Origin of the sequence: Solibacillus daqui (assembly GCF_028747805.1) — a bacterium.
Classification (GTDB): domain Bacteria; phylum Bacillota; class Bacilli; order Bacillales_A; family Planococcaceae; genus Solibacillus; species Solibacillus daqui.
On sequence record NZ_CP114887.1, the window covers coordinates 2,714,579 to 2,726,610 of the forward strand.

At 37.8% G+C, this 12,032-nt stretch carries 13 protein-coding genes; 2 read left to right on the forward strand and 11 right to left on the reverse strand.

The window, feature by feature from the left end:
* Positions 1-83: 83 nt before the first annotated feature.
* The 3 genes from lepA to gpr all read right to left on the reverse strand — a co-directional run bounded on the left by lepA (position 84) and on the right by gpr (position 4,065).
* Positions 84-1,913 carry a translation elongation factor 4 gene (lepA, locus tag O7776_RS13315; protein ID WP_274307521.1) on the reverse strand — a complete coding sequence of 610 codons (1,830 nt, stop codon included), beginning with the start codon at positions 1,911-1,913 and terminating at the stop codon, positions 84-86.
* Positions 1,914-2,179: 266 nt separating this feature from the next.
* The gene (gene spoIIP, locus O7776_RS13320; protein WP_274307522.1) at positions 2,180-2,995 is read right to left on the reverse strand and encodes a stage II sporulation protein P; all 816 of its coding nucleotides are present in this window, start codon (positions 2,993-2,995) and stop codon (positions 2,180-2,182) included.
* A gap of 38 nt (positions 2,996-3,033) precedes the next feature.
* The gene (gene gpr, locus O7776_RS13325) at positions 3,034-4,065 is read right to left on the reverse strand and encodes a GPR endopeptidase (protein WP_274307523.1); all 1,032 of its coding nucleotides are present in this window, start codon (positions 4,063-4,065) and stop codon (positions 3,034-3,036) included.
* A 165-nt stretch (positions 4,066-4,230) separates the two neighbouring features.
* Between gpr and rpsT the strand changes: the two genes are divergently transcribed.
* Positions 4,231-4,479, forward strand: a complete 249-nt coding sequence (gene rpsT, locus O7776_RS13330) for a 30S ribosomal protein S20 (protein WP_241369238.1) — start codon at positions 4,231-4,233, stop codon at positions 4,477-4,479.
* Positions 4,480-4,587: 108 nt separating this feature from the next.
* Here the strand turns inward: rpsT and holA are convergent, their stop codons facing one another.
* On the reverse strand, positions 4,588-5,598 hold the full coding sequence (holA, locus tag O7776_RS13335; protein WP_274307524.1) for a DNA polymerase III subunit delta: 1,011 nt from the start codon (positions 5,596-5,598) through the stop codon (positions 4,588-4,590).
* A gap of 249 nt (positions 5,599-5,847) precedes the next feature.
* Here holA and O7776_RS13340 point away from each other — a divergent pair, with 249 nt between their 5' ends.
* Entirely contained in the window at positions 5,848-6,021 is a 174-nt protein-coding gene (locus O7776_RS13340) for a YqzM family protein (RefSeq protein ID WP_274307525.1), read from the forward strand.
* Positions 6,022-6,094: 73 nt separating this feature from the next.
* On the opposite strand, the gene O7776_RS13345 is transcribed toward O7776_RS13340, so the two are convergent.
* The 7 genes from O7776_RS13345 to O7776_RS13375 all read right to left on the reverse strand — a co-directional run bounded on the left by O7776_RS13345 (position 6,095) and on the right by O7776_RS13375 (position 12,025).
* Positions 6,095-8,413 carry a DNA internalization-related competence protein ComEC/Rec2 gene (locus O7776_RS13345; RefSeq protein WP_274307526.1) on the reverse strand — a complete coding sequence of 773 codons (2,319 nt, stop codon included), beginning with the start codon at positions 8,411-8,413 and terminating at the stop codon, positions 6,095-6,097.
* The gene (locus O7776_RS13350; protein WP_274307527.1) at positions 8,382-8,957 is read right to left on the reverse strand and encodes a ComE operon protein 2; all 576 of its coding nucleotides are present in this window, start codon (positions 8,955-8,957) and stop codon (positions 8,382-8,384) included. Before O7776_RS13350 ends, O7776_RS13345 begins: the two co-directional genes overlap by 32 nt.
* An 85-nt stretch (positions 8,958-9,042) precedes the next feature.
* Positions 9,043-9,699: a helix-hairpin-helix domain-containing protein gene (locus O7776_RS13355; RefSeq protein WP_274307528.1), complete on the reverse strand. Its 657-nt coding sequence runs from the start codon at positions 9,697-9,699 to the stop codon at positions 9,043-9,045.
* Between the two features lie 116 nt (positions 9,700-9,815).
* A complete protein-coding gene (locus tag O7776_RS13360; protein WP_274307529.1) occupies positions 9,816-10,553 on the reverse strand; it encodes a class I SAM-dependent DNA methyltransferase in 738 nt (245 codons plus the stop codon).
* Positions 10,546-10,899, reverse strand: coding sequence for a ribosome silencing factor (gene rsfS, locus O7776_RS13365; RefSeq protein ID WP_274307530.1), 354 nt, complete (start codon positions 10,897-10,899; stop codon positions 10,546-10,548). Before rsfS ends, O7776_RS13360 begins: the two co-directional genes overlap by 8 nt.
* A 6-nt stretch (positions 10,900-10,905) precedes the next feature.
* The gene (yqeK, locus tag O7776_RS13370) at positions 10,906-11,466 is read right to left on the reverse strand and encodes a bis(5'-nucleosyl)-tetraphosphatase (symmetrical) YqeK (protein ID WP_274307531.1); all 561 of its coding nucleotides are present in this window, start codon (positions 11,464-11,466) and stop codon (positions 10,906-10,908) included.
* The gene (locus O7776_RS13375) at positions 11,435-12,025 is read right to left on the reverse strand and encodes a nicotinate-nucleotide adenylyltransferase (protein WP_274307532.1); all 591 of its coding nucleotides are present in this window, start codon (positions 12,023-12,025) and stop codon (positions 11,435-11,437) included. Before O7776_RS13375 ends, yqeK begins: the two co-directional genes overlap by 32 nt.
* Positions 12,026-12,032: the final 7 nt, after the last annotated feature.

Sequence of the window (12,032 nt, forward strand, 5' to 3'; positions counted from 1 at the left end):
ATCGGTGGCAAACCCCACCATCTAGTTTTATTTATTTTATAAAATTATCTTCTAAAACATTGTTAAATCAATGTTCTTCAGAACTACTTCGTATCATCCATCTTCAGTACCGCCATGAACGCTTCTTGTGGTACTTCTACTGAACCGACTTGTTTCATACGTTTTTTACCAGCTTTTTGCTTATCAAGTAATTTACGCTTACGTGAAATGTCACCACCGTAACATTTTGCAAGTACGTTTTTACCCATTGATTTAATCGTTGAACGAGCAATGATTTTTTGACCAATTGCTGCTTGAACTGGTACCTCGAATTGTTGACGAGGAATTAATTCTTTTAACTTCTCTACGATTACTTTTCCGCGCTCATAGGCAAAGTCTTTGTGTACGATGAAGCTTAATGCATCGACTTGCTCACCGTTTAATAGGATGTCCATTTTGTTTAACTTCGAAGGTTTGTAACCAATTAACTCATAGTCAAATGACGCATACCCTTTTGTATTTGATTTTAAGAAATCAAAGAAGTCATACACGATTTCCGCTAATGGCATTTCATAGACGATTTTTACACGTGTATCATCGATATAATCCATCCCAGAGAAGTTACCACGTTTCTTTTGACAAAGCTCCATAACAGCCCCTACGTAATCGTTTGGTACCATAATTGTTGCTTTTACATATGGTTCTTCGATTTTATCGATTTTTTGTGGGTCTGGCATCATTGATGGGTTGTCCACTTTTAATACTGTACCATCTGTTTTTGTTACTTCATAAATTACAGAAGGCGCTGTTGTAATTAAATCAATATTAAACTCACGCTCGATACGCTCTTGGATAATTTCCATGTGTAATAGACCTAAGAAACCACAACGGAAACCAAAGCCTAATGCTTGAGATGTTTCTGCTTCATATTGTAATGCTGAGTCATTTAACTCTAATTTTTCTAAAGCTTCACGTAGGTCGTTATACTTCGCTGTGTCGATTGGGTAAAGACCGCAGTATACCATTGGATTTAACTTACGGTAACCAGCTAATGGCTCTTTTGCTCCGCGACTACCTGCAAACGTAACTGTATCACCTACACGTGTATCTTGTACGTTTTTAATCGATGCTGTTAAGTAACCTACGTCACCTACTGTTAATTCTTTTTGAGCTACAGATTTTGGTGTATGAACTCCAACTTCGATTACCTCGAATTCAGCTCCTGTTGCCATCATGCGGATAGTATCGCCCGCTTTTACCGTACCATTAATGATACGAATCGAGATAATTACCCCTTTATAAGCATCATAAACAGAGTCGAAAATTAACGCTTGTAGTGGAGCATCTGGGTCGCCTTGTGGTGCAGGTACTTTTTCTACGATTTGCTCTAAAATGTCTTCAATACCAATTCCTGCTTTTGCAGAAGCTAATACTGCCTCTGAAGCATCTAAACCGATTACATCTTCTACCTCTTGGCGTACGCGCTCTGGGTCAGCAGCTGGTAAATCGATTTTGTTGATAACCGGTAAGATTTCTAGATCGTTATCAAGTGCAAGGTATACGTTTGCTAATGTTTGTGCTTCAATCCCTTGTGCAGCGTCTACTACTAAGATCGCCCCTTCACAAGCCGCTAACGAACGAGATACCTCATATGTGAAATCGACGTGACCTGGTGTGTCGATTAAATGGAATGTATATTCCTCGCCATTTTTTGCAATGTATTTTAATTGCACGGCATTTAATTTGATTGTAATTCCGCGCTCACGCTCTAAATCCATAGAGTCTAAAAGTTGTGATTTCATTTCTCGTTGCGCAACTGTTTTTGTTTTTTCTAAAATACGGTCAGCTAACGTTGATTTCCCGTGGTCGATATGCGCGATTATCGAGAAATTTCGGATATTTTCTTGACGTTTTAAGCGTTGTTCTCGGTTCATAGTAATTTCCTCTCCTAATTAGAAAAAACACCGCTTTTTCATCGTTCAAAGCTCGGTGTTATGACGTATGTAAAGAATACCCCACTTACTTTTCTACTAAAATACAGCCCCTATGCTCTAGTGTTTTTACACAAATGAGCAATAGAGGCCTCTTGTATCTTTAATTATACTATGAAAGTAAGCGATACGACAACAAAGAACACATCTCAACAGCGGGCATTTTTTCTAAATTCAATAAAATATGTGCTTTATTAGACGAAAAAATGCTACACCATTGATTCAACAAATGCCAAACGAATCGCTTGCGCTAATACCGCCATTGTCCGCTGAAGTTCTTGCTCTGTATTATCTATACCACCAAATTCAATTAACAGCATATTGGGAGCTAAGTCTTGATTGTAAATCCCATCAACACCTTTACCCTCTTTTTTTATAATGCCACGCGATATACCAGGTACAATAGTATTTAATTGTTCACTTAATGCTTTAGCATAAGCTAAATTCGATTCATATCCAGCGTGTTCAGCACCGACAACAAATGCAACTTTCGCAAAGTTTTCCTCACCGTAATTCAGTGTTGTCACCTTTCTAGATGCCGAATCCCGATGGAAATCGATAACTAATTGATATTCGCTTTGTTGCAAATAATCAGCTAACACAGGACGCGCTACTTTATAAGCCTGATGAAATGTGGCATTTGTTAATTTCATTTCCGTCATTACATCAAAATCCAAAATATGCGGTGTAATGTCATTCAACTGCAAATAATGCTCCATCATTTGTTGCAACGAATAGATATTCGTTTGCTCATCATAAACCGCAGTTAAACCTGTCGCTTGTTCAACAATGGGTTTATACGACTCATGTGAATGTGTATAAAGCATAAGTGCATTAAATGGTTCAGTCTTTTCCATAATTGGTTCCGGTTCAGGCACATCTGCTGCTGCAAATACAAAATGAGGCTGCTCCTTTTTTTCGGTTGCCATTTTATTATTTGGAAAAGGGAGTTGCCCAATAATTAGGGGCAGTGTAAATAAAAGGCATAGCAAGATCGTAAAGCGTTTTAGTTTTTGCAAACACATCACCCTTTCTCCAATACGATATGGAGAAGAGATGAAAATTAGAACGATTTTCTAGCATTTTTTATCCATTCAAAAAGACTTTCACTTAGCAAAATGGCAAACTGAGTTAACCAAAAATCCACCTCTTTTGGTGTTACAATAAGACGTTCGGGATGGGAGCTAAAGACTTCCTCAAACAACTGACGGCGATCCTCATTTGACCATGTCACCCATTGACCAAAAATCGGTTCTAATGAAGTTAAATCAAGTTTTTCTTTCGATGAAGTCCAATTAGTTACAGATAATTTACTAGAGGGCTTTCCTTTTTCACTAATTTTCGCTGCAATCGATTGAAACACAGCCTCTACAGCATCTGCCATTAAAATCGGGGCCTCAACAACTGTAGGAATACCAATTGCGCTTATTGGTACGCTTAACACTTCCTTCGAAATTTCTTTCCGGTGATTACCTACACCACCACCTGGTTGAATACCCGTATTAGTTAATTGAATTGTACGGCACAGCCTTGCACTGCCACTCGTTGCAAGTGCATCAATAATAATAACAAGTTCAGGTTTAATGCTTTCTGTTAATGCTTGTACATAATCGCTTGTTTCAAAGCCTGTTTGTGCAGTCACACCTGGGGCATACAAAATAAACTCTGGTGATTCAAGCTCTGATTGCTTTTTATGCATCGCGTCAATTACATATGGCCCAATCGCATCTGGTGTTATCGTTTTATTCCCTAATCCAATTACTAAAACTCTTGAATCTGCGGTAATGGAGATTTCTTTATGCATCTCATCCAAATAATGTATAAGAGATTCTTGTAATTGCAAAAAGCCGTGCTGGTCTTCAGAGGTTAATGTTGGGATAGATAATGTAATATAGACCCCTTGTTTTTTTTGAATTTGTCGTTCACCTTCAGCATTTACTTCCACTTTAGTGACTTTTACTCGATTTTGCTGTGACTCTTCAATGTGAATACCGCTTTTTTCTTCTAATTTTTCTTTTTGCCGATCATTTGTTTGTAAGACAACTTCTGCTGCCTCATCTATTAAATCTGTCCGATTCCAAGTTATTTCTTGCATTTTAACACCTCCATTAGAAGTGTGTTCAAACTGTCAAGTAAATATTCTTTGCGTTTATGTATTGCAATTACTTCAATCCTTTGGTAGAATGATTTTTGTTGTATTGACACATGAATTAAGTGAGAAAATACTCATCTCGTACCTAAATACTAGGAGGTGAAAGAAATGCCAAACATTAAATCTGCTATTAAACGTGTAAAAGTTAACGAAAAAGCAAACGCTGCTAACGCACAAGCTAAATCAGCTATGCGTACTCAAGTTAAAAAAGCTGAGCAAGCGATCGCTGCAGGTGCTGATAACACACAAGAATTAGTAGTTGCTGCTTCTAAAGCATTAGATAAAGCTGCTTCTAAAGGTCTTATCCACAAAAACGTGGCTTCTCGTACAAAGTCTCGTTTAGCGAAAAAAGCTTAATTTTGTAACTTATAAAGTCAACTGTCATTGGACGGTTGGCTTTTTTCGTTGTCTGTAATCACAAAAAAGTAGGTGCTTAGAAAAAAACATTCTTAAACACCTACTTTGCTATAATTTTTTCATTAAAAACAATTCTAAATGACGTTCACGATTACCACCTGTCGTTTTCAGCTGCAAATCCACGTCTGCGAGGCTGTAGAGCGCCTGTAACAACCGATAATCACTCGGTCGATTCCTTTGTCCCGAAATAATTTGAACGCGATACGGATGAATTTTGAGCTGTTTAGCAATTTGTTGTTGGTGATAGCCCTTTTTTTGTAAATAAAAAATATGATTCATCGTTCGAATATTGCTCGCAAGTAATCCGACCAATTTAATAGGCTCTTCTTTTTGACGGAGTAAATCATGATAAATTTTCAATGCTTCCTCTTGATCATGGTTTAAATAGGCATTTAACATTTTAAATGCGTCGTGCTCTAATGTTTTTGCTACCAAATCCTCGACTAAACCAATCGTAATTTCTAGTTCTTCCCCTAAATAAAGCGCCATTTTTTCGATTTCCATTTGAAGCTGTAGCATGCTAGGCCCAACCATTTCAAGAAGCTTACCGATTGCATCCTCTGTAATTGCTTTGCCATGTATTTGCGCCTCATTTTGTATCCAAACATTCAAATCGTTATTTTGTGGTGTTTCTGCCAGTAATACAACACATTTTTCTTTCATAAGCTTTGTAACTTTTTTACGCTCATCTAGCTTTTCGTATGGGGCTATAAATACAGTGACTGCCGTATCTGTCGGATTGTAGAGCCAATTTTCGAGTCGTTTCACATCATGCTCTATTTTTTCTTTCCCTTTTTCTGTCGCTTTTAAAAATGAAGCAGTCTTAGCTATAATTAATTTACGTTCAGTAAAGAATGGAATCGTATCAGCTTCATCGATTACATAATCGATTGGCTGTTCATTTAAATCAAAGGTCATCACTTCTGCTTCTTCTTGTGCACTTAGAGCAACCTTTAATCGATTGATCGTTTCATCAACAAAGTAGGATTCTTCACCTACTATCAAATATACTGGGGCGAAATTCCCTTTTTTAATATCTTGCCATATTTTTGTTATCATATTGGGAACCTCCCTAAGTTGTCGTACCCTTTAGTATACACATTTTTTTGCAAATTGAGAATGTAGAGTTTGTACATGGCATCATGTGTCAAAACTTGTTTTAATGATTTTTGAAATACCATAGCTAATTTGTGGATTTTTCTTGAAATTATGTGTCGATAAACCACCTAATAAAGGGAATAATTAGTATTCTATATAGCATTTTAGATGGGATTATTTTATAATAATGGCAGATTAGGAGGGATACTTATGGCAGGACATCAAGATCCAAACTACGTAACTGAAAATCCATTTGAGGGTCGTGGCCGCGCAATGAAAGGTAACGACTTCCCAGATACAGGTTACGGTTTCGTCGTTGGCGGCGGTTTCTTCATCACAATGTTCATCATTGCGGTTATTGTAGAAGCAGCTGTTCGTTTATAATGCATTAAAAAGAGAGCGACTGACTATATTCAGTTGCTCTTTTTTTGAGTATATAAGAATAAGTTTTTCTAATTTATTTCTTTAACAAATCATTCGATGTTTCCAATTGCATCACACCATCTTTTACACGAAGTTCTATCGTTCCATCATAACCTGTTATTAAATACGGAATTTGTCGTTGTTCAAAACGGGTGATGACATCAATATTTGGATGCTTATAGCGATTATTTTCTCCTGCTGTAAAAATTGCAAGTTTGGGAGATGTCTGCTCTACAAACGCTTCAATACTCGATGTTTTACTGCCATGATGCCCAGTTTTTAATACATCTAGCTGTTCAATTGCCGCACTATATAGCCGTACAATTTCTTCTTCGCCTTCTTTTTCTAAATCACCTGTAAATAACATCTTAAACGCTCCCTGACGTACAAGTAGCACAAGCGAATCATTATTTCCCTCATATACCATATCATGTGGCCAAATATAATCAAAACGTACATCGCCAATTTGCCAGCCATCACCCGCCATTTTTTCTATCAATGTCGTCTTCGTTTTTGCAAGCTCTTCTAATAAATCATTCATTACTGCTTTATCAAGCGAATTCGGTGTTACATGTACTTCTGAAACGAGAATTTCCCGGAGCACTTCTTCTGCTCCCTCTACATGATCTGCATCAGCATGAGTCAGTATAAACGTATTGATTTTTTGAATACCACGCCCCTTTAAATAAGGGACAACAACTTGCCTCCCTACCTCAAAAGGTTTATCCCGTTCCTTCCAAGCCTCTTGCTCAAAGTGCAGTAAACCACCAGCATCAATGACGACAACTGAATTTCGGTGCGGCAATTCAATAACAATACAATCCCCTTGTCCAACATTTACAAAGGCGATTTTTAAATCTCCATGCAAATACGTTTGGAAGTGGAAAATAACCGCTGGGATAAGTAATGTAGCAGCCATCTTTTTAAGACTGGAACCTTTATCAAGGAAATAAAATGCCAATAACACCGAACCATATAGGACGACGAGCCAAAACATTGACGGTTTTCCAGGATTCCACATTTGAATAATTGGCTGTTGAATAGCGAGAATGAGGTCTGTTAACCACAAACGAAGTGGCTTATAAATCGTAAAAATTAGATGATTAATTGGTAGTGGAATAAATGAACAAGTAAGGAGAGCGAGATTAACCGGTAAAATAATGAAGGAAAACAGTGGTACAAAAAAGATATTCGCAATAAAAGAAGATAAGCTGATTTCAAAAAAGTGATGTAACAACAGTGGGTAAACGAGGATTTGACAAACGAACGTAATAAAAAATGACTGCACCCAAAAATTTTCGTAGCGCGCTAATATACGGCTTGAGTATACAAGACTATACGTAGCCAAATAAGATAATTGAAAGCCTACCTGATATATCGCACCAGGCTCAATGAGTAAAAAACCAAGCAAACTAAGTGATAAGGCATCGTCCATCGGAATTTTCCAACGAAAATATTGTGCTAACATAATGAATTCTACAACACTAACAGCACGCCAAATTGACGGTGCGCCACCCGCTAAAACAGCATATATAGGTAATAAAATAAGCAACAATATATTCGCTAACTCGCGTCGTACACCTAAACGCAGTAATAGTTGAAAAAACAGTAGTGAGACAAGTGCCACATGTAGACCTGAAATTGCAAACAAATGTGTAATGCCTAGTTTTTGATACGCGCGGTTTAATTCTTCATCCACATTTTCTTGTAGACCGATTAATAGCGCCTGAGCTTCTGCAACGAGCGAGTTTGGAAAGGTTTGTTCAATATGCTCTTTTAACCAAAAGCGCTGATCATAAATCGGTTGTAGGAACGTTTTTTCCGTACTGACAAGCGTCATGCTTCCAATCTCCACAATGCCGCGCGCACTTTTACTTTCCAAATACCGCCCCATTAAAAACCCGTAGCGATGCGCTGGAATTGACGGCTCTACTTGCTGTCCTGTTACAAAATAAATTTGCCCAGCTAATTGCATGGACTGTAATTCATGCTTTTGCTGTTCACTCTTGATTTCGTATGTAACATAGACTTTATTACCTTGCGCATCCTTCATAATGCCACGCAACATGACACCATTTATTTTGTATTGATCTGTCCAAGTAAGTTCTGCAGGCAACGTCACAGGTTCCTGTAACTTATCTACTTCATAGCTAAAATAACAGTATGTCAATAAATTAATAGTCACAATCCCTACTAAATGCCATTTCCAAAGCTTTTTATAGAAACAAAATCCAACTAATAACCCGAGTAACCATAATAGCCTTACCGATTGAAAACTAGCGACAGCACTAATACAAACCGATAAGGCATAGTAAATCCAATTATGCTTGTATAAGTTGACCAAATAAAGCATGCATCTTCTCCTCAAACGGGAGCAATTCTTCATGGCTAGCGCCTAAAGCACGCAATTTTTCAAGCATGTCAAATGTTAACGCGTATTTTTCATCCTGTAAAAAATCAATTTTTGCTTCATCAAATGGAATATGTACAACATTTACATTTGCTTTTGCAAATAATTCTAACGCATACATACTATTTTTATAATCTTTTGCATAGTAGACGTTTTTAATACCGGCTTGGATAATTGTTTTCGTACATGGTAAGCACGGGAAATGTGTTACATAAAGGTCGGCACCATTTGCCGGTGTACCGTATTTTGCACATTGTAGTAATGCGTTAGTTTCGGCATGAACCGTACGTACACAGTGATTATCCACCACGTAACATCCTTGTTCAATACAATGCTCATCGCCCGAAATCGAGCCGTTATAGCCACCTGCAATAATGCGTTTTTCGCGAACAATTGTTGCGCCAACAGCTAGGCGTGTACAAGTACTACGCAATGCTAGTAAATGACTTTGTGCCATAAAAAATTGATCCCAAGTAATACGCTCCATATGATAACCTCCAATAATTATGTTACTTCTCAGTTTATACGTAAGTTTTGTGAATCGCAATGCACGTTTATTTCGAGATTTTACATTACTTTACATCAATTAACTCTTTTAATTGCTCAAACGTCTTTTCACCGATTCCAGTTACCTTTTTTAAATCCTCAATCGTCTGAAAATTGCCCTGCTCTGTACGGTGGCCAATAATGGCGTTTGCCTTTGATGGACCGATACCTGGTAATTGAGTCAGTTCACTGTCATTTGCCTTGTTTAAATTAACTTTGCCTGATTTATTAACTCCACTGCTTCCACTTGATGAGGAATTGCTTGTGGCACCTACAATAAGCATTTCTAGCTCCTCTGTTAGCTGCTCGCCGACTTTTGGAATATAAAGTACCAATTCATCTTGAAGCTTTTGAGCATGGTTAATAAGTGTTGGATTTGCCTGTTCCGTATAGCCACCTGCAGCTTCAATAGCATCAACAATACGCATGCCTTCTTCAAGGGTATAAACACCTGGATAACGAACAGCCCCTTTCACATCTACCATATAAGCTTCGGGTGTATTATTTTCAATAATTTCGGGTTCGGTAGGTTCAATTGCTGCTAGTGGAGCGATTGGTTCAATCGTTTGTATTGGGGATTGTTTTGAAGTATCGTGAATGGTGAAAAAATAAAATAATAGAGCTGCGAGAACACTCCCTGTAATCACAAGCATCTTTTTATACTTCTCTAAAAATGGCTGCACATCAAAAAACACCCTTTCTTAAAGAAGGCTTTATATATGGAGCTACCTCCACTATACAAAGTTTCATTCATCAAGAAAAGGTATTTCAAGTAAATCACTGAAACTGTCTATTTCGGCTATTTTACCGCACGAATAAAAATTCGTTCACTTTCATCTTGTGGTGCTTCATCGGACCAATCGGCTGAAATTTCAATAGATGTAAAGCCGATTTCTGTTAACCACATTTCGTATTGCTGATAAGCAAATGTCCTCTGGAAATGCTCTTCGTCAAAACGTTCAAATAAATCGCTCTCTGTTTGTATAAAAAACGTCATTTGATGATAGACGGAATGCTCAAATTCACCTGGTTCTGTATGCCAAACATACGTTATTTTACCGTCGTCATACGTAAATGGACCATCCAAAAAGATGTCGTCCATTTTAAATAGTGAATGCACATCAAAAAACAATTGCCCACCAACACGTAAACTAGCATAAATCCGCTTCAACGTTTCAACAACATTTGCCTCGTCTTTTACATAGTTAATCGAATCAATTGGTATAATTGCAACATCTAAGTTGTCAAAGCCATCTAACTCATCCATACTCATCGCATATAACGGCATTGATATACCGTTTGCTGCCATTCGCGCACTTGCCACAGCAAGCATGTCCTCAGATAAATCAATACCCGAAACTTGATAGCCCGCAACATGTAGCATACTTGTTAGCGTCCCGGTACCACAGCCAATATCTAATAATTGTTTGAATTGTGTTGCTGGTGCATAACGAGTAATCCACTGTACGTACTGATCATACGGAATGTCGACCATTAGTTCGTCATAAACCTCAGCAAAACGCTCATAACTATTCATTGTTAGATTGTGGCGTATCTAAATGTGGTGCATCTCCCCATAAACGCTCTAAATTGTAGTATGCACGCTCATCTTTATGGAAAATATGCGCAACAACATCACCCATGTCCACTAAAATCCAACGAGCTGTATCAAAGCCTTCTAATTTACGTACAGTAAAGCCTGCTTCTTCTGCTTTTTCTTTAATTTCACGTGCAATCGCTTGTACTTGGCGTTCTGAGCTACCTTCTGCGATGATAAAATAATCTGCTAATAGGGAAATACCTTGCATATTTAATGCAACAATATCCTCGCCTCGTTTGTCGTCAATTGCTTTATAAGCAATACTTAATAATGTTTCGTTCATGTATGTTTATTCCTCTCTCATTAAACTGTTGTAACACTCAATTGAAACTGGATAAATGGCTATTTGTGAACTTACTAAATGCATGAGCGAATGCAGTACACATGCTCGAAATGCATCATTCAAATCCACCTCTGCAAATGCACGTAGCTCATCTACCCCGGGGAACTTTCGATTTGGTTCAATCATATCTGCTACAAAAATAATTTTTTCAAATGTAGTCATATTCTCTCGGCCAGTTGTATGGAAACGGATGGCATTCAAAATGTCTTTATCTTCGATATGAAGTTCGTTTTGAACAATCCAAGCGCCAACAGGTCCATGTAGAATTTCGCTATCCCATTGTAGTAATCGCGGATCTAAATTTTGTTCGTAAACAATTTTTCGCATCCACTCTACATCAGCATACTTGGCGATATCATGAAAAATCGCTGCAATTTCAGCCTTTTTTTCATCTTGACCATATCGTTTTGCCAAATGAATTGCCGTTTCCATTACTCCAATAGTATGAATATAACGTTTTTCTGGCATACGACCTTTAATTGCTGCTAACATCGCTTGTCGCTCCATATAGACCTTCCTTTCGAATATAACATTCCACTGCTTCTGGTAATAAATATTGCAGTGAGCCTTGCTGTTGTAATCGATTGCGAATAAATGTTGAAGAAAGATTAATCTCCGGTGCCTCCACCATTCGTACATTGTAATCAGTTTTTGCCTCGGAACCAGGACGCTTCACCCCAACGAAATTGACAAGCTTTATAAGCTCATCAATGTGGTACCACGTATGAAGCGAATCAATCATGTCGCCACCAATGATAAAATAAAATTCCACATCGGGTTCACGTTCATGTAATACTTTCATCGTATCATACGTATAAGAAACGCCTCCACGCTCAAGTTCAAAAGTTTCCACGTTAAAATAAGGTACGTCTTCAATCGCGAGCTCAACCATTTTTAAGCGTTGTTCATTCGTCGCAGATTTCGATACGTCTTTATGCGGTGCTTTCGCATTTGGCATAAAGCGTACTTCTGACAAACCTAACGCCGCATACACCTCATTAGCCATAATTAAATGACCAATATGTGGCGGATTAAATGTACCACCAAAAAGACCAACCTTCTTCATCATCATT